Source organism: Collinsella sp. AM29-10AC (assembly GCF_003469085.1).
Lineage (GTDB): Bacteria > Actinomycetota > Coriobacteriia > Coriobacteriales > Coriobacteriaceae > Collinsella.
Window position 1 is genome coordinate 17,799 of the sequence record NZ_QSKB01000018.1, and the last position, 23,652, is coordinate 41,450.

The following is a 23,652-nucleotide window of genomic DNA, read 5'->3' on the forward strand; positions in this document are numbered from 1 at the left end:
CACGGCGGGCGATTTTCTACGCATGCTTCATCGCGTGGGGGCGGGGTGCGCGTGTTTGCGGCGTGCCCGTGGCTTACGGCCGGCCCGGCGATGGATGCGTTACTGGATGCGAGTTCGGCAGTAGGGGCAGACCTTCCAGTGCGCGTCGAGCGGACGATGGCAGCTGGGGCATACGTTGCGGACCTGGGTGTCGCACACCGGGCAGACGACGAAGTCCTTCTCGATGGGCGCGCCGCACTGCGGGCAGGTGCCGTACTGGGCAAGCTGGCGCTCGCGCAGGGCCATGTCCAGCTCCTGCTCCTCGCGGTCGGACGCGTAGGAGTGCGGGCGCAGGACCAGGTAGGCAATGAGGCCCACAAACGGGATGAGGGCGATGATGCCCCATGCCACGTAGGCGCTGGCGCCGCGGCGGCGAGCGTCGATGAACACATAGACGACCGACAGCACATACAGGGCGATGATAAAGCCAACGAAGGCATAGACGACGCCCATAAGCTGCGGCGACATGAGCTCGGAGATGTACTTGGACATTACGGGTACCTTTCGGAATATTAACAGTCCGGTCAAGTTTACCACGGGGTTTGTTTATATGGGACCACGGCTAGGGGCGGGGCTGGCGCGGACACAAACATCTCAATCTGTAACAGGTGGAGGCGAAATCCGGGTCTAGATGTTACAGATCGAGACACAGGGGTCCCTCCCCGACTTCAATCTCGATCTGTAACATCTTAGGCCCCAAAACCCCTCTTACTGTTACAGATCGAGACATTCAAAATCCGCCGGAAGGTTTGTCTTGATCTGTAACATCTAGAACCCAGATCGTCAGCTAACTGTTACAGGTCGAGACGAACGGTTGCCGTAGCTGTCGGCAGACGAGGCCAACATCCGTGCCGGGTCTCCCCTCGCCTGCCGCTGGCGGGTGTTGCGGGGCTGTTCGCCGCATTGCCGCTGCACTGGGGGGTCTGCAGGCCGTAGGATAGTCCTATTGACAGCCTGTCAACTTGTCTGGGAGGCACTGTGACAGAAACGTTTGATATCGCGGTTATGGGCGCGGGCATCACCGGGTGTGCCATTGCGCGGCAACTCGCGCGCTATGACCTGACCATTTGCGTGGTCGAGGCGGCCAACGACATCGCGCTGGGCGCCACGAAGGCCAACGGCGGCCTGGTACACGCCGGCTACGATCCGGCGCCGGGCACCGTAAAGGCGCAGGTCAACGCCCGCGGCTGCGAGCTATATGGCACGTGGGCCCAGGAGCTTGGATTTTTGTTCCGCCGCACCGGGTCGATGGTGCTGGGGTTTAACGACGAAGACCGCGCACACCTAGAGAAGCTGCGCCAGAATGGCCTGGCCAACGGCGTGCCCGAGTTGTCGATTATCGGCACCGAGCGCATCCACGAGCTGGAACCGCGTGCGAGCGCCAAGGCGACGTGCGCGCTGTGGTGCCCCTCGACTGGATTTGTCGATCCCTTTGAGGTCGCCATTGCCGCGCTGGAGAACGCCGTGGCCAACGGGGTGACGTTTATTCGGTCGGCTCCGGTGGAAGCAATTGAGGTTGCTGACGGCGAGACTACCGACGGGGCTGCGCGCTTTACGCTGGTGACGCCTGTCGGCGATGTGCGCTGCCGCTACCTAATCAACGCCGCGGGCAACGGTGCCGCGAACATCTCGCATATGGCCGGCGCCGAGGAGTTCCAGATGGTCTGGCGCCAGGGAAACATTGTGGTGCTGGACAAGGAGCCGCGCGCGCTCATGCCGCTCTACCCCGTGCCCACGCCGGTGTCCAAGGGCGTTATCGTCACGGGCACCGTGCACGGCAACACCGTGATCACCGCGACCGCTGCCGTGCGCGAGCCGGGCGACACGCAGACCTATGCGGGCGACGTCAGCGCGCTGCTGAGCGGCGCGCGCAAGCTGGTGCCCGACCTGGACACGCGCCGCGTGGTACGCGCGTTTGCCGGCGGGCGTCCGGTCATTCAGGGGACCAACGACTTCTTTATTGGTCAGTCTGCCGTGGTGCCAGGGCTGTTTCAGGCGGCGGGCATTCAGTCGCCAGGCGTGGCGAGCGCGCCGGCCATTGCCGAGCGCATGGAGCAAGTGATGCGCGAGGCGGGCGTTGCTTTGCGCGGACGGGCCGATTGGGATCCGATTCGACACGCGCCGGACGACTTCGACCGAGCGCCGCTTGCACGCAAGGAGGAGCTCATTGAGTCCGACCCTGCATGGGGGCAGATCGTCTGCCGCTGCGAGACAGTGCCCGAGGCCGAAATCGTGGCCGCGATTCGATGCCGCCCGGGTGCGGTTTCGGTCGAGGGCGTCAAGCGGCGCTGCCGTGCGGGCATGGGTCGGTGCCAGAGTGGCTTTTGCCAGAGCCGCGTAGTGGCGATCCTAGCGCGCGAGCTGGGCTGCGACCCCAGCGAGGTGCTGTTGGAGGACGCTGGCTCATGGCTCGTTGAGGGACCTTTGAAGGGGGTGCGCTAGGATGGCGACGTTTGATATGCGCGACGAACGCGCGGAGACCGGAACTGCAGCGTCAGTGTCGACGCAGGCCTTCGACGTGGTCGTCATCGGAGGCGGCCCCGCCGGTATGGCAGCCGCGCTTGCCGCGCACAAGGCCGACGCGCGCGTGGCCATCGTGGAGCGCGAGCAGCATCTGGGTGGCATCCTGCGACAGTGCATTCACCCGGGCTTTGGACTGTCGCACTATAAGCAGGAACTCACCGGTCCCGAGTACGCGCAGCGCTTTATCGACCAGGTGCGCGCGACCAACATTGCGCTGTTCTTGGACAGCATGGTGATAGGGGTTGATTCGGGCGAGTCCGCTGAAGACGCCGCGGTCCACACCGTCACGCTCATGAGCCCCACCGGTATGCTGCAGCTCATCGGGCGTGCGGTCGTCCTTGCCATGGGTTGCCGCGAGCGCACCCGCAGCGAGATCAAGATTCCCGGCAGCCGACCTGCCGGCGTGTTTACGGCTGGTCTGGCGCAGCGATACATCAATATCGAGAACCTCAAACCCGGCTCGCGCGCCGTCATTTTGGGCTCGGGCGACATTGGGCTCATCATGGCGCGCCGCTGCACGCTCGAGGGGATTTCGGTCGAGGGTGTGTACGAGCTCATGCCGTACGCCAACGGGCTGCGCCGCAATGTTAAGAACTGCCTGGACGACTTTGGCATTCCGCTGCACCTGTCCACCACCGTCACGCGCGTGATCGGACACGACCGCGTAGAAGCCGTCGAGGTGAGTCGGGTCGACGAGCACCTGGCACCCATTCCGGGGACTGAGCGTGTTGTTCCGTGCGACACGCTACTGCTTTCGGTGGGCCTGATTCCCGAAAACGAGCTTTCGGTTGCCGCGGGCGTGGAGCTGGACCCACGTACGCGCGGCGCCGTGGTGAACCAGAGCCTGCAGACGGGCGTACCGGGCATCTTTGCCTGCGGCAACGTGCTGCACGTGCACGACCTGGCAGACAATGTGACGACCGAGTCCGAGAGGGCTGGCGCAGCTGCAGCGGCGTACGCGCTGGGGACCGCCGCGGGCGTCGTTCCGGACTGCGAGCTCGCCGTCTCCCCTGCCGGCATTGCGGGATACGCGCTGCCGGGACGCATTACGGCCGTGGCGCTCACCAAGCTCAACTTCCGCGTGCGCCGGCCGGTCGATACCGCTCGAGTACGCATCTTGGCCAACGGAGAAGAAGTGTTTGCGGGCAAAGTCCGCCCGTTTAAACCGAGCGTCATGGAAAGCTTCCCGCTGCCGGCAAAGGTGATTCAGCATGCGCTCGACTTGGGTGTTAGCGAGATTGTCCTGTCCGTCGACCCCGCTGAGGAGGCGTAGAGTCATGAGCACAAACGCGATTGAAACGCTGCAGTTCAACTGCACCACCTGCCCATCCGAGTGCCTCCTGACCGTGGAGGTCGAGCGCAGCGCAGACGGCGCCGTGGCAGAGGTGCGCTCCGTAACCGGCAACAGCTGCCCGCGCGGTGATAAGTTTGCACATCAGGAGCTCACCTGCCCCATGCGCGTGCTTACCACGACCGTGGCCGTATCCGGCGGCGACGAGGCGCTGCTGCCCGTGCGCACGGCCGAAGCCATCCCGCTGGCACTCCATGCCCAGGCGATGGACCTCATCCGGGGCCTAAAGGTCAAAGCCCCCATCCGCATGAGCGATGTAGTCCTCCCCAACCTCCTAGATACCGGTACCGACCTCATCGCCAGCATGGACATCGACCCCGCCTAAGCCGCTCATTTAGGACGGGGCTCTTTTAGCTACCCCGCCATCCACCCCGTCCCTCCTCAATTGCGGTGAAATAGTTCCTGATTTCCGCCAAAACCCCGGTATCCAGGAACTATTCCACCGCAACTATCATTGGAATCGGTATTTAGCCTGTGCCTACTTTAGTGCCATTTCAAAACTATGCCGGATTACGGGGCTGATTCGGAGACTCCCATCCATACCGGCATTTTACGATTTTTGATAAGCCGTCTACCTGCGGTTTTAATTTCGCAATTTTTCCCATGGTCAAGTAATACAGGTCCAGCCCCGTAATCCGCCATAGTTTTGAAAGCAGCTAATTCGGGACGACCCTCTTATGACTACTTTTACCTATCATTCCGCATGTTTGACACAGCTAAAATAGCCCCGTCCCAAATTGACTACCCTGGCGTTGGGGATACCATGGTGACACCCTAGCGAAAGGATGTTTCATGGCACATGTCGATGACCAGCGTGTGGCGCGCGTGCTCGATGCGCTCGAGGCTCAGCACCCCGGCGCGCAGCTGCTCGTAAACGACCCGTGGTCGATCTATTACCTGACCGGCTTTTATGCCGATATGTTCGAGCGTTTTTGCGGCGTGCTGCTCGCGCGCGATGCCGAGCCGGTGATCTTAGTCAACGCCCTGCATCAGCTGCCCGAGTACGACAATGCCCGCGTGGCCTACCACAACGACACCGACGTCGTGACCGACGCCATCGCTCGCGAGGTCAATCCATCCAAGCCCCTCGGCATCGATACCGTAATGTGCTCCGGCTTTTTGCTGCCCCTTATGGATCGTTACGCCGCAAGCGAGTTCTTCCTGGGCGACTTTGCCGTCACCGCAGCACGCACCCACAAGGATGCCACCGAGCAGGAGCTCATGCGCGTGTCCTCCGCCGCCAACGACGCCGTGATGGCCGATGCCATCAAACTCGTCCACGAAGGCGTGACGGAGCGCGAAATCGCCGACCAGATGCTCGGCCTGTACCGCAATCACGGCTGCGAGGGCTTTAGCTTTCCGCCCATCGTGAGCTTTGGCGCCAACGCCGGCGACCCGCACCACGAGCCCGACGACACCGTACTCAAGCGCGGCGACGTGGTGCTGTTCGACATTGGTGGACGTCGCCGCAACTACTGCTCGGACATGACGCGCACGTTCTTTTGGGGCGAGCCGGACGAGGAGACCGCGCGCATCTACGACATCGTGCGCCGCGCCAACGAGGCCGCCGAGGCGCTCATCGCGCCGGGCGTGCGTATGTGCGACCTGGACCGTGCCGCACGCGACGTGATTGAGGATGCGGGCTACGGCAAGTACTTTACGCACCGCCTGGGCCACTCGATCGGCCTGCAGGACCACGAGCCGGGCGACGTTTCCCTTGTCAACGAGCAGGTCGTAGAGCCGGGCATGACGTTCTCTATCGAGCCGGGCATCTACCTCCCCGGCCGCACCGGCGTCCGCATCGAAGACCTTGCCTTGGTTACCGAATCCGGCGTCGAGATTCTCAACGCCTACCCCCACGATCCAGTCCGCCTAGACTAGCCCCTTCCCAATAGCCCCTCAATAAGTTGCGGTGGAATAGTTCCCAGATGGGCCCACGTAGGCAAAATCCAGGAACTATTTCACCGCAACTGCCAAGGGGCCAAGTCGATCAATTTGAAAGCCTAGAGCTGCGCCACGAAAGCGGGCCATCTACTACGTTTAACCCGCATGGGTCGACCATGCGGGTCTTTTTTGAAAATCTGCAAGCCTTCTACCTGCGGTTTTAATTTCACAAGTCTCGGCGTGGTCGGGGGTATCCGGTCAAACGTAGTAGATAGGCCCATTTCGTGGCAAGCATGTCAATTCGGGGCCCCGTCCCAAATTGGCTACCCGGCAAATGGGGCTAGCGCAGCAGCCCCGCTACTTCGCCGGCTAGAGTGATTGTGCCGGCGGCTACGAAGGGCTCGCCTGCGGCCTCGAAAGCTGCAAGGGCCTCGGATACACTGGGGTATACGCCCGCGAGCTTGTCGGCATCCACCAGGGCAGCGAGCTCCTCTGCCGGCAGGGCGCGATCAGAATCGGTCTGCGTTACGACTACACGCGGGAAGGCCGGGATCAGCACGTCAACGATACCCGCCACGTCCTTGTCGGCCAGCGCGGCACACAGCAGCGTGGGGCGATTCTCTACACACGGGTCGATCTCATCCAGTGCGCTCACAAAGTTCTCGCAGCTCTGAGGGTTATGGCAGGCATCAATCAGCTTGAGCGGATCGGTTCCCAGCACATCAAAGCGACCCGGCGTGGGGCAGCCCATAAGCGAAGCGTCGAGCTTTTCATGGTCGAGCTCGCGGCCAAGATAGCCCTCACACAGCATAATCGCGCACGCGGCATTCTGCGGCTGATAGGCCGGCTTGACCATGCTCGACGTATAAATCGCGCGCGGCGTGGTGCAGCTAAACTCAACCGTATCGCCCACATGCGCCGGCACCTTGGTCGTGGCGTGGCTCACCACGAGCGGCACGACGCCGCACTCGCGGCAACGGGCATCCATCACGCGCTGAACGCTCGACTCGTGCGTGCCCTCGCCTAAAACAACCAGGCGTCCGGGCTTAATGACCGCAGCCTTCTCCCCCGCAATGGCCTCGAGCGTGTCACCCAGGATGCGCGTGTGGTCGAGCCCGATGCCCGTAATGGCAACGGCGACGGGATCGGTCGCACTCGTGGCGTCCCAACGGCCGCCCATGCCAACCTCGAGCACAGCAACATCTACCGCGGCCTCGGCAAACACCACCAGTGCGGCAGCCGTCAGCAGGTCAAACGGCGTGATGGTATAGGCGCGCTCCCCCGCCGCCACACGACGGGCATTCACGCGATGCCCCGCCTCGACGGCGGCAGAAACGCCACGGGCAAAGGCCTCGTCGCTCACAACGCGCCCATCGACCTCCATGCGCTCGGGATAGCGCACAAGCTGTGGCGACGTATACAGCGCGGTCTTTAACCCCTCACCACGAAGGATGGCAGCCGAAAAACGCGTGGTCGAAGTCTTGCCATTGGTACCGGCAACCTGAATGCAATCGAAATGCTCGTCCGGACGTCCCAACTCATCGAGCATATCGACAACCGTCTCAAGCAAAGGACCAGCATCCCCAGAAATCCGCCCCGTGTCGGCAGCAAGCCCCACAGCCTCATTAAACGAAAGCAAATCAAACTCAAAAGGAACGGTATACAAGCCAGAACGCTTAGGCATTTTTAGAACCGCCATTCATAGATAAATAAAACAGTATAGGTTGAGGATAGTCAGCGAAAACGCCTCTGATGAGCCAAGGTGCCGTGAAACAAGGGCGCATAGGGCTTATGCCCATGCGCCCGAAGTTGAACGGCAGATTGGCCATCAGAGGCGTTTGCAGCGTCGAGTCAGCCGCCGTTCGTTAGAACGGCGGAATAGGTGTCCGCAGTAGCGAGCAAAGCCCCAAACCGCGTCCCCCAGTACCGCTTACGAGAAGTCAGCAACCTGAGCAGTCAGCGCCGCAAGGATCTCCTTGAGCTCAGCTGCACGGTCCCTCTTCTTCTGGACCACCGCGGGCGCGGCCTTAGCCACAAAGCCCTCGTTGGCCAGCGTCTTCTCGCAGCCGGCGAGCTCCTTCTGGGCCGCGGCAATCTCCTTCTCCAGGCGCGCCTTCTCGGCCGAAAGGTCAACCTTGCCCTCGAGCACCACAAAGACCTCGACGCCGCTGTCGACCACGGCAATGCTCGCGGCCGGCTTCTCAACGTCAGTGCCCATGACCAGCGAGGCGGTGTTCGCCAGCGGCTCAATCGTGGAGCGCAGGCTCTCGAGCTTCTCGATGTCCTCGGCACCGGCGCGCACGACCACGTCGAGCTCGGCCTTGGGGCTCAAGCGGTAGCGCGAACGCGTGGCGCGAGCAGCGGAAACGACAGTGCGGCACAGCTCAAACGCGCGCTCAGCATCCTCGTCGACGTACTTGGCGTAGTCGACGGGCTCGGGCCACTTGGCGATCATAAGCGCCTCGGCGCGGTCCACGTTGCCCTCGGCGTCCAGGTCGAGCACGCTCGCCGGCATGTTGTCCCAGATCTCCTCGGTGACAAACGGCATGAGCGGATGCATCAGGCGAATGGAGGTGTCGAGCACAAAGATCAGGTTGCGCTGAGCCTGCAGACGGCCCTCGCCCTTCAGGCGGGCCTTGGTGACCTCGACGTACCAGTCGCAGACCTCGTTCCAGAAGAACTGCTGCACGCCGCGGGCCATGTCGCCAAAGGTGTACTGCTCGATACCCTCGGTGACCATCTTCACGGCCTTGGCCAGGCGGCTGAACATCCAAGCGTCGGCCGGCGTCTCCACGACGGGCTCGCCGGGCGTGTAGCCCTCCATGTTCATGAGCAGGAAGCGGCTGGCGTTCCAGATCTTGGTCACAAACGACTTGGCCTGGTCGGTACGCGGGCTGTCGATAAGCTTCTTGGTCTTCTTATCGATGTTCGCGTCAAACTTGACGTCCTGGTTGTTGGTGCAGAGCGTCAGCAGGTTATAGCGCATCGCGTCGGCGCCGTACATGCCGATGAGGTCCATGGGGTCAACGCCGTTACCCTTGGACTTGGACATGCGGCTGCCGTCCTTGGCAAGGATCGTCGGGTAGATGACGACGTCCTTAAACGGCACCTCGTCCAGGAAGTACAGCGAGCTCATGACCATGCGGGCGACCCACAGCGCGATGATGTCGCGTGCGGTGACGAGCGCCGTCGTGGGGTGATGGCCCTCGAGCAGCTCCGGCTTTTGCGGCCAGCCCTGCGTGGCGAAGGTCCACAGCTGCGAGCTGAACCAGGTGTCCAGCACGTTCTCGTCCTGATGGACGTGATGGCCGCCGCACTTGGGGCACACGTCGGTGTCCTCGGTGAGGGCGTCCTCCCAGCCGCAGTCCTCGCAGTAGAACACGGGGATGCGGTGGCCCCACCACAGCTGGCGGCTGATGCACCAGTCCTTGAGGTTCTCCATCCAGGTGGTGTAGGTCTGCGTCCAGCGCGCGGGGTGGAAGGTGACCTTGCCGGAGTTGACGGCGTCGAGTGCCGGCCCCTTGAGCTTGTCGACGGCCACAAACCACTGCTCGGACAGCCACGGCTCCAGAGCGGAGTCGCAACGGTAGCAGTGCATGACGGAGTGGTCGAGTTCCTCGACATGATCGAGCAGGTCGTGCTCTTCGAACCACTTGATGACGGCTTCGCGGCACTCGTCGCGGTTCATGCCGGTGAACTCGCCGTAGCCCTCGACGACCACCGCGTGCTCGTCGAAGATGTTGATCTGCGGCAGGTCGTGGGCCTGACCCATGGCGTAGTCGTTGGGGTCGTGGGCCGGGGTGACCTTGACAAAGCCGGAGCCAAAGTTGGCGTCGACGTGCCAATCCTCAAAGATGGGGATCTCGCGGTCGACGATGGGGAGCTTGACGGTCTTGCCCACAAAGGCGGCCTTCTCGGGGTCCTTCGGGGAGACGGCAACGCCCGTGTCGCCGAGCATGGTCTCGGGACGCGTGGTGGCGACGACGATGTAGTCCTGGCCGTCGACCGGCTCGGTCAGCGGGTAGCGCAGGTGCCACAGATGGCCCTTCTCGTCCTTGTACTCGGCCTCGTCGTCCGAGATAGCGGTGGTGCAGTTGGGACACCAGTTGACGATGCGCTTGCCGCGGTAGATCAGGCCGTCGTGGTACCAGTCGCAGAACACCTTGCGCACGGCCTGGGCGTAGTCCTCGTCCATGGTAAAGCGCTCGTTATCAAAGTCGACGGAGCAGCCCATGCGCTTGATCTGCTCGACGATGATGCCGCCGTACTCGTGGGTCCAGTCCCAGCAGGCGTCGACAAACTTGTCGCGGCCAATCTCCAGGCGGCTGATGCCCTCGCTCTTGAGCTTCTTGTCGACCTTGGTCTGCGTGGCAATACCGGCGTGGTCGGTGCCCAGCACCCAGCGCGTGGACTTGCCGCGCATGCGGGCCATACGGATGATGGCGTCCTGGATGGAGTCGTCGGTGGCGTGACCCATGTGGAGCTTGCCGGTCACGTTGGGAGGCGGAATGGTGACGGTGCAGTCGCCCACGCCCTCGCGGCGCTTGTAGTAGCCGCCGTCGAGCCACTTCTGTAGGATCGCCGGCTCGTTGGTCGACGGATCGTAATTCTTGGGCATCTCTTCCATATATCTCTCCCTGTCCCGCCGGGGAGGAATGTAGGCCCGATTTTCGCTCGGTCAAGTCCTGGCTCGCACGAAGAACACATTAAGTGTTCTTCGGCTCGTGCGGAATCTACGAAAATCGGGCCTACATTCCTCCCCTTAGGTATCGATTACTTCAGTCTGATATGACTTCGCTGAGGCTTAAACAAACACACAGAATAACACAGGTAGTTGGGGTTATTGCGTATATATAAAATAGCCTCCGACCGCGGATGGTCGGAGGCTATTTGCAAGCACGTTTTTGTCAGGTTTACCCGTAGATGCGTCGGGGCTGTTCTTCGCCCTTTACGGCAGCTTCGGTTACGATGACCTTGGCGACGCCCTCCTCGCTGGGGAGGTCGAACATCGTCTGCTGCAGCACGTCTTCGCAGATGGCGCGCAGGCCGCGGGCGCCGGTCTTGCGGGCAAGCGCCATGCGGGCGATCTCGTGCAGGGCCGCGTCCTCAAACTCAAGATCGACGTCCTCGAGCTGGAACATCTTACGGTACTGGCGCACCACGGCATTCTTTGGCTCGGTCAGGATCGACACCAGGTCGTCCTCGTCGAGCGCCTGCGTCTGGGTAACGACGGGCGTACGTCCCACGAACTCGGGGATCATGCCGAATGCATTGAGGTCCTGCGGGAGTACCTGGCGCAGCAGGTCGTTCTCGTCGACCGAGGTGGGGCCGGCGATCTCGGAGTTAAAGCCCACGCCCTTGTTGCCCACGCGATCGGCGATGATCTTATCCAGACCCACAAAGGCACCGCCGCAGATAAACAGGATGTTGGTCGTGTCGATCTGCAGCAGCTCCTGCTGGGGATGCTTGCGGCCGCCGGTGGGCGGAACGCTGGCCACCGTGCCCTCAAGAATCTTAAGCAGCGCCTGCTGAACACCCTCGCCCGAAACATCGCGGGTAATGGAGAGGTTCTCAGCCTTGCGGGCAATCTTGTCGATCTCGTCAACGTAGATGATGCCAACCTGTGCGCGCTCAATGTCGCCATCGGCAGCATTAATGAGCTTGAGTAGGATGTTCTCCACGTCCTCGCCCACATAGCCGGCCTCGGTGAGCGCGGTGGCATCGGCGATAGCAAACGGCACCTCAAGAATGCGCGCGAGCGTCTGGGCCAGCAGGGTCTTGCCGGTACCGGTGGGACCGAGCAGCAGGATGTTGGACTTGGCGAGCTCTACCTCGTCCATATCGTCATCGAACTGCGAGCCCATGTCGTCATCAAAGGCAGACACCGCAGCGCCGCCCTCAATCACGCGGCGATAGTGGTTGTACACGGCCACCGACATGGCGCGCTTGGCGTCCTCCTGACCCATAACATAGGCCGAAAGCTCGTCATAGATCTCGTGCGGCGTCGGCACGTGCGTGATGACCTGGCGATCGTCCTCGAGCTCAAAACCCTCGGTCTCGGGGTCCGCGGCGGGCTGGGATGCAGCCTGGCCGTGGTCGTTAAGGAAGCCCGGCAGCTTGCCGTTGCGGGCAGCGTCCATAAAGTCCGAAGCCAGCGACTCCTCAAGGATCTCGGAACAGGCGGCGACGCACTCGTCACAGATAAAGATGTTGGTCGGGCCCTTTACGAGGCGACGGACCTGGCCCTGCTCTTTTCCGCAGAAGGAGCAGCGGATGGGATTGCCGTTCTCGTCAAAGTTGTCCTGCATGTTTCCTGCCATCCTAGGCATCCTTCGCGGCAAGATCGCGCGAGGTGACGATACGGTCGATCAGACCGTAGTCGAGGGCCTCGGCAGCCGTGAGGTAGTTGTCGCGCTCGGTATCGGCCTGGACCTTCTCGATGGGCTGGCCCGAGGCGTCGGACAGGATCTGGTTGAGCTCGCGACGGGTCTTCTTGATCTCCTCGGCAACGATCTCAATCTCGGTCTGCTGACCCTGGGCACCGCCGCTGGGCTGGTGAATCATGACCTTGGAGTGCGGCAGGCAGAAGCGCTTGCCCTTGGCGCCGGCTGAAAGCAGCACGGCAGCCATAGACGCGGCCATACCGACGCAGATGGTGGAGACCTGCGGCTTGATGAAGTTCATGGTGTCAAGAATCGCCAGGCCAGAGTAAACCTCGCCACCGGGCGAATTGATGTAGAGCGAGATATCCTTCTCGGCATCCTGGCTCTCAAGATGCAGCAGCTGGGCAACGACCAGGTTGGCGCTGACGGAGTTGATCTCCTCGCCCAAGAAGATGATGCGATCGTTGAGCAGGCGCGAATAGATATCGTAGCTGCGCTCGCCGCGCGGCGTCTGCTCGATAACGTATGGCACGAGGGCGGAATCGAACTTAGCGATCATACGCATCTCCATTTCTCTCTTGCGGACCAAATTGGTTCTAGATAAACGTACGGTGCCCGCATGCTATGCATTGGCTGGCACCGTACGAAGCAACCGGATAACCGGCTATTAACTTTACCCCATCACGGGCACATACATGCGCTCGCGGGCAAGGTGGCGAGAATTACTCGGCGTCCTTGGCGGTCTCGTCGACCTCGGTCACCTTGGCGTTCTCGACCAGGTGGTCGACGACCTTGGAGCGACGGATGGACTCGCGGACGGCAGGCATGCGGCCATCGGCGATGAACTCGGCCTTGGAAGCCTCGACGTCCTTGACGCCGGCCTTCTCGAACTCGGCGTTGATGTCGTCCTCGGAGACCTCAATCTTGAGCTCACGGGCGAGGGCGTCCAGAGCCAGGGACTCACGGGCAACGTCGTCGGCCTGCTTATGCAGGTCGCCGATGAACTGCTCCATGGTCAGACCGGAAGCGGGCAGCCAGGTGTCGAGCGTCATGCCGCGGGCAGCGAGGTTGGACAGGAAGTTCTGGCCAAGCTCCTCAAAGACGGACTGCTCGTAGTCGGCGTCCATCTCGTCGAGCTGCAGACGCTCGGCGAGAGCGGAGACGCAACGGTTCTCCTTCTCGGCCGGCAGGCGGGAAGCCTTGTCCTGCTCAATCTCAATCTTGATGGCGTCGCGCATGGCGTCGATGCTGTCGAAGCCAAAGTCGGACTTGACGAGCTCGTCGGTGAGCTCGGGGGTGTTGCGGACCTTGATACCCTTGACGGTGACCTCGACGGTGTGGGTCTCGGCCTCCTCGCCCTCCTCGGCCTCGTCGGTCCAGGTGACGGTCTTGACGTCGTCGACGTTAGCGCCGATCAGGGCCTCGTTGAACTCCTTGGGGTTGCTGTCGCTACCGGCGATGAGCATGCGGCCCTCGGCAGCGAAGTTGTCGGCGTTCTCGACGGCCTTGAGGTCGACGGTAACGTAGTCCTCGGCCTCGACGGCACGGCCCTCGACGTCCTCGAAGGTAGCACGGTAGTTGAGGAGCATCTCGACCTGGTTGTTAATCTCGGACTCGGTGACCTCCGCAGGGGGCATCTCGATCTCGACAGCGTCGAAGGAGGAGAGCTCGGCAGCAGGACGCAGGGAGAACTCGACGGTGTAGGTGTAGTCCTCGTGATCCTTGGCGAGGTCAAGCTCCTTGTAGTCACCGTTCTTGGTGGGGACGATGTCCAGCTCGTTGAGGACGGCGGGCTCGTTGGCGGCGATCAGGTCGTTGGTGGCCTGAGCGAGGGTAGCCTCGGCGCCAAGAGCAGAGTCGATAACCGGACGGGGAGCCTTACCGGCGCGGAAGCCCGGGAAGCGGTACTTCTTGGCGGTGTCCTTGTAAGCCTTCTTGATCGCGGCGTCGACGTCGGCGGCCGGGATGGTGACCGTAGCGGTGAGCTTGGCGTCCTTGACGTCAGAAGCGGTGATGTTCAACACGTTCCTCCTCATACTGCCCAGCTTATCTGAGGTGCTGGTACCTTTATGCAACAAAGAGTCGCGACGGCCAGGGCCGACGCAGATGCGTTGGTGCGGGCGAAAGGACTCGAACCTTCACGGGAATCCCACCAGAACCTAAATCTGGCGCGTCTACCAATTCCGCCACGCCCGCATGAACGCACAGACTAGGAATGATAGCAGATACGAGCGACAAGCGCACGCACACGTTTTACAGGCTCACGACCTCACCACGAGTGCAAAAGGCGGGTCGAGTTGCCCCGCCCCGCCAATTACGACTTGTTTGCCGACCCGCTACTCCCCCAGCAGGGCCTTCTCGGGCGTGATGGGCAGTGAGCGGACCTGGTGGCCGGTGGCGTGCGCCACGGCCGAGGCCACGGCGGCGAGCGGCGTGTTGATGACGACCTCGCCGATCGACTTGGCGCCAAACGGGCCCGTCGGCTCGTAGCTCGGCTCAAAGGCCACGCGAATGCTGCCGATATCCAGGCGCGTAGGCAGCTTGTAGCTCATAAAGTTGCCGGTGCGCAGGCGACCGCGGTCGTCATGCTCGACGATCTCGTAGAGCGCGTGACCGATGCCCTGGGCAATGCCGCCCTCGGCCTGGACGCGCGCGAGCGCCTCGTTGATCACGGTGCCGCAATCGACGGCAGCGGCGTAATCCACCACGGTCACCTTGCCGGTGGCCTTGTCAACCTCGACCTCGGCAATGCCGGCCATAAACGGCGGGGGCGAAACGGGCAGGCAGGCAGAGGCGTGCGAGGTCAGCGCGTCGCCGCCCGCGATGTTCTTGACGCACAGGTTGGCAAAGTCGCGCAGCGTGAGGTAGCGGTTCTGCTCGCGCGCGGCGCGCTCGTCGGACAGACGCACGTACTGGCCGTCGAAGACCACGTCGGCGGCGTCAACGTCCCACATCTGAGCGGCCTTGGCGCAAATCTTCTCGCGCAGCTCGGTCGCGGCGTTCTTGGCGGCAAGGCCCGTCACGTAGGTACCAGAGCTCGCGTACGAGCCGGCGTCGAACGGCGACACGTCGGTGTCCACGCCGCGCACCACGATCAGCGAGCTCTCCACGCCCAGCTCCTCGGCGGCAATCTGCGCCAGGATCGTGTCGACACCCATGCCGTTATCGGTGGCGCCGGTCGAAAGCGTAATGAAGCCGTCCTCTTCCAGGCGCATGTCGATGCCGGCGATGTCAACGTTGGAGATGCCCGAGCCCTGCATGGTGAGCGCACAGCCCAGAGCACGCACGCGATCGCCCAGGTCAATGGCCAGCGGCTTGTCGCGCCAGCCGATCATGTCCATCGCGCGCAGCAGGCAGCGGTCGAGCGCGCAGGCGTTGAGCTTCTCGTTGTAGTACTGCGGCATGATCTCGCCCTCGCGCACGATGTTCTTAAGGCGCAGGTCGGCGGGGTCCATGTGCAGCATGTCGGCGAGCTCGTTGACGGCGCTCTCCACGGCAAACTGGCCCTGGGTGGCACCGTAGCCGCGATACGCGCCGCCGCGGTTGGTGTTGGTGTAGACGGCGTCCCAGCTAAAGCGGCTCGCCTTCACATGGTTGTAGATAGGCAGGCTCTTGTGGCCCGAGAGGCCGATCGTCGTGGTGGCGTGCTCGCCATACGCACCGGCGTTGGACAGCGTGTGCAGATCGATGGCCGTGATGGTGCCGTCGTTCATGGCGCCCAACTTGACGGTCATCTGCATCTGGTGGCGCGAGTTGCCCGCTGTGATGGTCTCCTCACGGGTGTAGCAGCAGTAGCTCGGACGGCCGGTCTGCTGCGTCACAAACGCAACGAAGATCTCGCAGCAGCCCGTCTGCTTGGAGCCAAAGCCACCGCCGATGCGCGGCTTAATGACCTGCACCTGCGACTGCGGAATATCGAGCGACTGAGCGACCATGCGGCGCACGTGGAAGGGCACCTGCGTAGAGGTGGTCACCGAGATGCGCCCAAACGCGTCGGTCGTCGCGAAGGCGCGGAAGGTCTCCATGGGCGCGGTCTGCGTGGCCTGGCTGGTGTAGGTGCGCTCAAAGACGATATCGCTCTGGGCGAAGGCCTCGTCAAGGTCGCCAAAATCGCTGGTACCGCTGCACACCAGGTTGCGCGGGACATCGCCGCCCTGCGGGAACATAAAGGTCACGTCGCCCTCGGGGTGGACCACGATGTCGTTATCGAGTGCCTTGGTAAAGTCGAGCAGCGGCTCGAGCACCTCGTAGTCGACCTTGATGAGCTTGAGTGCCTTATCGGCGGCCTCCTCGGTTTCGGCGGCAACGATCGCCACCTCCTCGTTTTGGTAGCGCACGAGGTTCTCGAGGATCAGACGGTCGTAGGGACTCGGCTGCGGATAGCTCTGACCGGCGATGGTAAAGCGGCGCTTGGGCACGTCCTCGTAAGTGTAAACGCCCACGACGCCGGGCACCTTCAGGGCGCGCGACGTATCGATGGAGCGGATCTTGGCGCGGGCATAGGGGCTGCGCTTGAGTTTGACGATCAGGGCGCCGGCGGGCACCATATCGCCCGTGTAGACGGGACGGCCCTCGAGCAGCGCCTTCGAGTCCTTCTTGGGCTGCTTATGGGTGATCTGCTTGTACGAGACACCGTCGCAGCTGGTGTCGTTGACCGGCAGCTCGGGCATCTCAAAGCCCACCTGCACGCCGGACTCGTTGAGGAAGCGGACAATGGCGCGCAGCTGGCTCTCGTAGCCGCTGCAACGGCAGAGGTTGCCGGCGAGCTGGCGCGACAGCTCCTCGCGCGTGGCGACGAGGCTCGGGTCCTCCTTGGCGGCGCGGGCAAGCGCCAGCACGTTCATGATGAGGCCGGGAGCGCAAAAACCGCACTGCTCGGCACCTTCGGCAGCCATGGCGCGGGCAAGCGCCTCGGACTCAGCCTTGAGACCCTCGAGCGTGGTGATGGTATGGCCCTCGACGCGCGCGGCGGGAACCGAGCAGCTCAGCACCGGGTAGCCGTCGAGCCACACCGTGCACAGGCCGCAGTTGGTGGTCTCGCAGGCGCAGCGCACCGACGCGCAACCCTGCTCACGCAAAAGCGAAAAGAGCATGGTATCGGGGGCAATCTGAACCTTGACCTTGCGGCCGTTGAGCGTAAAGGAAAGATCGATGAATTTGGCAGCCATTAGCGCACCTCGCTAGAATCGACGCCGGGCACGCGGCGGCAGGAATACTCGTCCGTGGCAAACTTAGGGACCTGCACGGTCTCGAGCTCGCGGGCAAGCGCGGCCGAAAGCTCGATGCCGGCGGCGCGGCGCACGGCCTGGACGGCGAGCGGGGCAGAGATGCGACGGCGGTAGTCGGCCGAGCCCCACAGGTTGGTTCCGTAGCTCAGGGCACGCACGGATGCAGCAAGGGCGCGAAGCTCGTCCTCGGAAGGCCGCTCGTTGGTAAGGCCGCACGCCACGCCCTGCAGCAGGGTCGCGCGCAGCGGGCGGGCGCCCACGGTGACGTGCCAAGTGTTGTTCCACCAGGCGGCGGTGACGTTCAACGAGGGGAAGTCGGTCGCGGCCTTGCGCACGGCCTCGTAGCTCGCACGGTACTCGTGTTTAACGACCACGATGTGCTCGATCACGTCGCGCACGTAGCCCATCCGCACGAACTCCGCGAGCGGCACGCGGCCGGCGCCCGTCAGCTCAACATACGAATCGAGCGCCAGGAACGCCGAGAGAACGTCCGAGAAGCCAAAGCGGCCGTAGATGCTGCCGCCCACCGTGGCGGTATTGCGCAGCTGCACGCCCACGATGTCGTGGACGGCGAACTCAAAGACATTGTTGACAAGCGCGTTGAGCCCGGCATGACGCTCGAGCTGGCGCAGGGTGCACATGGCACCGATGCGAAACTCGGTCTCGGTCTCCTCGATCTGATCGAGTCCGCAGGCCGAAAGGTCAATCGCCGTCGCCACGCGACGCGAACCCAGACGCATCCAAATGCCACCGCCCACAATCTTGTTGTTGCGGTTTTTCTGCAAGAGCTCATAGGCTTCGGCCGCGTTTCCAACACGGACGTAGGTACCGAACTTGAGCACGTTCTCCCCCATCTCTTTACTTGTCCAGTACCTCTAAGTGTACCAAACGAGGGCGCACGACCCTCACCACCATAGAAAAAGGCTCCCGGCAGGAATTGCCGGGAGCCTTAAGCGCATCAGCTGGTGCTGTGCGGAGTTATGTCGAGCAAAGGATTAGCAGACGCCCTGGGCAAGCATAGCGTCGGCAACCTTCAAGAAGCCGGCGATGTTGGCGCCCATGACAAAGTTGCCCTCCTGGCCATACTCCTTGGCGGTATCGTCCACGTTGTGGAACATGCCGCGCATGAGCTGCTCGAGCTTGCCGTCGACCTCCTCGAAGGTCCAGGACAGGTGCTCGGCGTTCTGGCTCATCTCCAGGCCGGACACGAGCACGCCGCCGGCGTTGGCAGCCTTACCGGGCATAAAGGCGACGCCGTTCTCCTGGAAGTAGGTCGTGGCCTCGATGGTCGTGGGCATGTTCGCGCCCTCGCCGACCACTTTGCAGCCGTTGGCGACGAGCGCCTGGGCGTCCTCGAGCAGCAGCGTGTTCTCGCGAGCGCAGGGCAGCGCGATATCGCAGGGCAGCTGCCACATGCCGCGGCCGTCGCCCTCGTGCCACACGGCGTTGGGCTTCTCATCAACGTACATGGCGAGCGTGACGCCCTTGTCGTGGCCAGAGCGCTTCTTGTTGTAGACGTGCTCGAGCACGGAGTAGTCGATGCCGTCGGGATCCTCGACCCAGCCGTGGGTATCGGAGCAGGCAAGCACCTTGCCGCCGAGCTGGGAAACCTTCTGGACGGCGTAGATGGCGACGTTGCCCGAACCGTGAACGACGACGTTCTTGCCCTCGAAGGAGTCGCCGCGGCTCTTGAGGTACTCGTCCACAAAGTAGACCAGGCCGTAGCCGGTGGCCTCAGTACGGGCGAGCGAGCCGCCAAAGGAGAGGCCCTTGCCGGTAAGGACGCCGGTCCACTCGTTGGTCAGGCGCTTGTACTGACCGAACAGGTAGGCAACCTCGCGGCCGCCAACGCCCAGGTCGCCGGCGGGAACGTCGGTGTTGGGGCCGATGTGACGATAGAGCTCGGTCATGAAGGACTGGCAGAAGTGCATGATCTCGTTGTTGGACTTGCCCTTGGGGTCAAAGTCGGAACCGCCCTTGCCGCCGCCCATGGGAAGGGTGGTCAGGCTGTTCTTGAGGATCTGCTCCAGGCCCAGGAACTTGAGCATGCCCAGGGTGACCGTCGGGTTAAAGCGCAGGCCGCCCTTGTAGGGTCCAATGGCAGAGTTGAACTCGACGCGGTAACCGCGGTTGACCTGGACCTTGCCCTGGTCGTCGACCCAGGGAACACGGAACATGACGATGCGCTCGGGCTCGACAAGGCGCTCCAGTAGGGCGGCCTCCTCGTACTCGGGGTGGGCGTCGAGCGCCGGCTGGATGGTGCCGAGGATCTCGGTCGCGGCCTGGATGAACTCAGGCTGCTCGGGATAGCGGGCCTTGAGCTCGTCGAGAACTTTCTGCGTGTAGCTCATGCTTCCTCCAATTGATGGAAAAGAAAGGTGTCGTTCGCGGCGCCCCATGCGCCGCGAGCTTTATCGAGTATGGATAATATCGCACTGTTGCAGCAAAGTTTCGCATAAGCCGACGAGCAGATGTTTCGTTTTGATTACGATGCAGGTAGAAGCGTTTTTGAGCACCCGACGTACAAATCGCGTGTTTCGAAGCTGTTTCGTCCACATGGTCCATACCACCACAAAGAGGACAGGCACCTTTGTGGTGGTTGGCAGGATGCGTTGGCGGGAACGTATGTGAATCGAACACATCCAAGACGTTTTGCACGCCTCACAACGGTTTTGAGGACCGCGGGGCCCACCGGAGCCCATCCGTTCCCAAACGTGGCGGTATTTTACCAAACCCAACAGACCACAACCGAAAAGAGCGATGCGGAAACCGCTAACGCAGCGATCTCAGACCGCCGGACTCCTTGTCGAGTACTGTAAAGCGCACGGCATCCAGGTGCTCCAAGATGCTAATGGTTCGTTTGCGCGACACGCCCAGGGCTTCGCGCAGCACACTCGTGGTGGCGGCGCCGCCAGCAGCCTCGATAGCCGTCGCAACAACCTCACGCGCATGGGCCTCGGCAGCGGCGGACAAGGCAACGTCGCGCTCGACCTTAACGATCGAGTGGTTGAGCGAAAGCTCGCGCAGTGCACGCGTCATGGTGTCGCGATCGAGCTGCAACTGTTCGCTCACCTCGGGAAGCGTCGGCGCATTAAGACCGGCCTCATCCAGCAGGGCCACGATACGCTGGCCAGCCTCGCGCACCACGCGTATCGCCGCGGCGGCGGAATGCGGGTCGAACACCTCGGCACCGTCGACGGCGCACACGCCACGTGCACAGCCCTCGGCAATAAGTGCCATCGCGACATCGTTACCGGCGCCCGGCCAAGCCGCGTGCGCGACCGCACCGGACGTAAAGCCGATCTCCTTGGGAGCCGCCGCGTGCATGGAGGACAAGGCCGCAGCCAGCACATCCATTGCAGCATCGAGAGCCGAGGCATCTGCGTAGAGCACCGCACCGCCCGCAGCAAGCTCGCACACGGCAGCCTGGTCCACAAGCCCACGCAAAACGATCTCGACCTCGCCGGTAACAAGATCGAGCGCTGCGGCAACACCGGCAGCAGCAACAGGCAGCGTTTGCAGCGCCAGCCACGCGTGTACGCCGTCCGCGACATCTCCGGACTCAAGCGCCGCATACAACGCGCGCTCCCCCGCCGACAGGACCCGCGCGCGGCGACAGCGCGATAGCAGGACGCGTCCGCCGCCAAGCAGCGAAATCGGCGAATACGACAGAATGACGGCATGATCGCCGGCGCGCAACGGCAGCGGCCGTTCCAGGCGCACCTGCACCACACGCGTCTCGCCGACCGCAATAGGCGGCTCGTCGTCTAAAAGCATAATGCGGCCGAGCACCTCAGCCGTGCCCGCCATAACGTGCACGCGTGTACCCGAAGCAAGAACGCCGGCTCGCACGCCATCGCGCCCCACATATGTCAGTTGCATCAAAAAGCGCAGCGTCTGGCCCACGCGACCCTCGACGCCGAGCATCTCGCCGCGCTTGAGGCCCGCCACGCCATCGCCCACCAGGTTCAGGGCGACGCGCTGGCCGGGAACCGCGCACTGGGTATCCCCGTGAACCTGCACCCCGCGCACGCGACAGCGCGTTTGCGACGGCAGCGCAACGAGCTCATCGCTAACCGAAACGGGACCGTCGTGCAGCGTACCCGTCACGACGGTTCCGGTGCCGCGGATGCTAAAGCAACGGTCGATGGGAAGACGGGGCGCGGCGCCCGAGCCAGCGGTCGCCTCCAGATGCTCCGACCAGCACGAACAAACCGTGTTATCGAGCGTCGTAAGCAGCTCGTCCAGGCCCTCGCCCGTCTTGGAGGACACCGGCACTATAGAGGCACCCGCAAACACGGTCCCGTCCAGAAACGCCTCGACATCGAGCTCCGCCAGCGCGGCAATCTCGTGGTCGGCCAAATCGCGCATCGTGAGTGCGACGACCATGCGCGTCACACCCAACAGCTCCAGAACCCGAACGTGCTCGCGGGTCTGCGGCATCACGCCCTCAACGGCCGAAACCGCCAGCAACGCAACGTCCACGCCGGTGGCGCCCTGCACCATGGCGCGCAGATAGTGCGCATGCCCGGGTACGTCGACCAAGCCGACAAGCTTGCCGCTGGGAAGCTCGAGCTCGCCAAAGCCGAGCTCAGTGGTCATGCCTCGGCGCCGTTCGACCTCCAGACGGTCGGGATTTTTGCCGGTCAGCGCCTCGATAAGGGCCGACTTTCCGTGGTCGACGTGTCCTGCCGTTCCGACGATAACGGGACATTCGACAAGCTCGCGCGCGGTCATCGACGCAAACCTGCCCGCACGGCATCCGCCAACGCAGACGCACACAGGTCAAGGTCGGTGTCGCGCAAAAGCGTGCGAACGTCAAAAAGCACCTGGTCGTGCCGCACGCGCGTCACAACCGGCGTATCGGGCTCCTGTACCATAGCGCGCTTTAGGCCATCGGCGGATAGACGCCCATCGACGGGACAGACGGCAACGCAAAAAGTTGGGAGCTCGACGGTCGGCAGCGAACCGCCGCCCGGAGCAGACACGCCCTCGACAACCTGCAGCTCCACCGCCTCCTCACACTGAGACTCGCGAAGCTTGCGCAGCATGCGGTCATGCAGGCGCTTGGCCTGACGCTCGAGCGGAGCCGGCGCGCCGGAAAGCATGTTGAGCACCGGGATCTCCCGATGCGCTGTATCGGATCCGGTCACATACAGGCGCAAAGTGGCCTCGAGCGCCGCGAGCGTGAGCTTGCCGGGGCGAAGCGCGCGCATAAGCGGATGCGAGGCACAGGCGGCGATTACCTGGGCGCTACCGAGAATAATGCCCGCTTGCGAGGCGCCGAGCAGCTTGTCGCCCGAGCACGAGACGACGTCAACGCCGGCGCAAAGCGAGGCGGACGTGGGCTTCTCCCCAGCATCGACGAGCACCTCATCTGTAAGCAAAGCGCCCGAGCCCTGGTCCTCGTACAGTAACAGCCCGTGCTCATGCGCCAGCGCAGAAAGCTCCGCCGCGGAAACCTCCTCGTGGAAACCCTCGATACGGTAGTTAGAAGGATGAACTTTCAAGATCATCGCCGTATTGGGCGTAATGGCGCTTCGGTAATCATCCAGATGCGTGCGGTTGGTGGAGCCCACCTCGACAAGCTTGGCACCCGAAGCCGCCATGATATCGGGAATGCGGAAGCTGCCGCCCACCTCGACAAGCTCGCCACGGCTCACGATGACCTCTTTGCCGCTTGCATGCGCGGCAAGCACCAGCAGCACCGCCGCGGCGTTGTTGTTGACAACCAGGGCGTCCTGCGCCCCCGTGAGCGTGCGCAGCAGACGCGCGGCATGCTCTTTGCGGCCCCCACGGGCACAGGTCGCGACGTCATACTCAAGCGTGCTGTAGCCGCGGGCGACATCGGCCACCGCCTGCACCGCTGCGGGAGCAAGCGGAGCACGGCCCAGATTGGTGTGAATCACAACGCCCGACGCGTTGACGGCAGGGCGCAGGGTCGGCAGCGACAGTCGGTGGCACCGCTGCTCGATGGCCAAGGCGAGCTCGCGCTTATTCCTAGCGGGGACGCCAGAGCGAATCGCCTCGCGCTCGGCATCGAGCTCGGCATCAATCGCCTCGCGCACAATCATGTCGCCCGCATCGCCGGCAGCCTTCATGACCGGCCACTCGGCCAGCAGCTCGTGAACGGCGGGAATGGAGCGCAGGCGGTCGCGCACCTCGGCAGGCATGGATTCGCAGTCGCTCATGGAAAGCCTTTCGACATGTTCAATAAAAAGCGGGTCCCCTTTGTCGTCAGCAG

Annotated in this window: 15 protein-coding genes, 2 tRNA genes and 1 pseudogene; 4 read left to right on the top strand and 14 right to left on the bottom strand. The window is 63.0% G+C overall.

Annotated features, from left to right (window positions below):
• Positions 1-99: 99 nt before the first annotated feature.
• The gene (locus DW754_RS07015; RefSeq protein WP_055251579.1) at positions 100-531 is read right to left on the bottom strand and encodes a zinc ribbon domain-containing protein; all 432 of its coding nucleotides are present in this window, start codon (positions 529-531) and stop codon (positions 100-102) included.
• Positions 532-1,017: 486 nt separating this feature from the next.
• Here DW754_RS07015 and DW754_RS07020 point away from each other — a divergent pair, with 486 nt between their 5' ends.
• The 4 genes from DW754_RS07020 to DW754_RS07035 all read left to right on the top strand — a co-directional run bounded on the left by DW754_RS07020 (position 1,018) and on the right by DW754_RS07035 (position 5,794).
• Complete coding sequence (locus tag DW754_RS07020; protein WP_199411459.1) at positions 1,018-2,481, top strand: NAD(P)/FAD-dependent oxidoreductase; 1,464 nt, start codon at positions 1,018-1,020, stop codon at positions 2,479-2,481.
• A gap of 1 nt (position 2,482) precedes the next feature.
• A complete protein-coding gene (locus tag DW754_RS07025) occupies positions 2,483-3,835 on the top strand; it encodes an NAD(P)/FAD-dependent oxidoreductase (RefSeq protein ID WP_117758987.1) in 1,353 nt (450 codons plus the stop codon).
• A gap of 4 nt (positions 3,836-3,839) precedes the next feature.
• Positions 3,840-4,238 (top strand): DUF1667 domain-containing protein, encoded by a 399-nt coding sequence (locus DW754_RS07030; protein ID WP_117758986.1) that lies wholly within the window; start codon positions 3,840-3,842, stop codon positions 4,236-4,238.
• A gap of 467 nt (positions 4,239-4,705) precedes the next feature.
• A complete protein-coding gene (locus DW754_RS07035; RefSeq protein WP_117758985.1) occupies positions 4,706-5,794 on the top strand; it encodes a Xaa-Pro peptidase family protein in 1,089 nt (362 codons plus the stop codon).
• Positions 5,795-6,137: 343 nt separating this feature from the next.
• On the opposite strand, the gene DW754_RS07040 is transcribed toward DW754_RS07035, so the two are convergent.
• The 13 genes and pseudogenes from DW754_RS07040 to selA all read right to left on the bottom strand — a co-directional run bounded on the left by DW754_RS07040 (position 6,138) and on the right by selA (position 23,599).
• Complete coding sequence (locus tag DW754_RS07040; RefSeq protein WP_117758984.1) at positions 6,138-7,481, bottom strand: folylpolyglutamate synthase/dihydrofolate synthase family protein; 1,344 nt, start codon at positions 7,479-7,481, stop codon at positions 6,138-6,140.
• A gap of 246 nt (positions 7,482-7,727) precedes the next feature.
• Positions 7,728-10,424, bottom strand: coding sequence for a valine--tRNA ligase (locus tag DW754_RS07045; protein ID WP_117758983.1), 2,697 nt, complete (start codon positions 10,422-10,424; stop codon positions 7,728-7,730).
• Between the two features lie 286 nt (positions 10,425-10,710).
• Entirely contained in the window at positions 10,711-12,117 is a 1,407-nt protein-coding gene (gene clpX / locus DW754_RS07050) for an ATP-dependent Clp protease ATP-binding subunit ClpX (protein WP_117758982.1), read from the bottom strand.
• Position 12,118: 1 nt separating this feature from the next.
• On the bottom strand, positions 12,119-12,739 hold the full coding sequence (locus tag DW754_RS07055) for an ATP-dependent Clp protease proteolytic subunit (RefSeq protein WP_022095182.1): 621 nt from the start codon (positions 12,737-12,739) through the stop codon (positions 12,119-12,121).
• A 163-nt stretch (positions 12,740-12,902) separates the two neighbouring features.
• Positions 12,903-14,204: a trigger factor gene (tig, locus tag DW754_RS07060; protein WP_233508902.1), complete on the bottom strand. Its 1,302-nt coding sequence runs from the start codon at positions 14,202-14,204 to the stop codon at positions 12,903-12,905.
• Between the two features lie 88 nt (positions 14,205-14,292).
• Positions 14,293-14,376: transfer RNA gene (locus tag DW754_RS07065), tRNA-Leu, on the bottom strand.
• A gap of 140 nt (positions 14,377-14,516) precedes the next feature.
• A complete protein-coding gene (locus DW754_RS07070; protein WP_369832166.1) occupies positions 14,517-16,727 on the bottom strand; it encodes a xanthine dehydrogenase family protein molybdopterin-binding subunit in 2,211 nt (736 codons plus the stop codon).
• A 177-nt stretch (positions 16,728-16,904) separates the two neighbouring features.
• Positions 16,905-17,348: pseudogene (locus tag DW754_RS11290) on the bottom strand ((2Fe-2S)-binding protein); the annotation flags it as partial.
• The gene (locus tag DW754_RS07075; protein ID WP_199411458.1) at positions 17,348-18,250 is read right to left on the bottom strand and encodes a xanthine dehydrogenase family protein subunit M; all 903 of its coding nucleotides are present in this window, start codon (positions 18,248-18,250) and stop codon (positions 17,348-17,350) included. The gene DW754_RS07075 and the pseudogene DW754_RS11290, both read right to left, overlap by 1 nt.
• 153 nt (positions 18,251-18,403) lie before the next feature.
• Positions 18,404-19,759, bottom strand: a complete 1,356-nt coding sequence (gdhA, locus tag DW754_RS07080) for an NADP-specific glutamate dehydrogenase (protein WP_117758978.1) — start codon at positions 19,757-19,759, stop codon at positions 18,404-18,406.
• 262 nt (positions 19,760-20,021) lie between these two features.
• Positions 20,022-20,118: transfer RNA gene (locus DW754_RS10975), tRNA-Sec, on the bottom strand.
• Between the two features lie 62 nt (positions 20,119-20,180).
• Entirely contained in the window at positions 20,181-22,145 is a 1,965-nt protein-coding gene (gene selB / locus DW754_RS07085) for a selenocysteine-specific translation elongation factor (RefSeq protein ID WP_117758977.1), read from the bottom strand.
• Positions 22,142-23,599 carry an L-seryl-tRNA(Sec) selenium transferase gene (selA, locus tag DW754_RS07090; RefSeq protein WP_158558628.1) on the bottom strand — a complete coding sequence of 486 codons (1,458 nt, stop codon included), beginning with the start codon at positions 23,597-23,599 and terminating at the stop codon, positions 22,142-22,144. Before selA ends, selB begins: the two co-directional genes overlap by 4 nt.
• Positions 23,600-23,652: the final 53 nt, after the last annotated feature.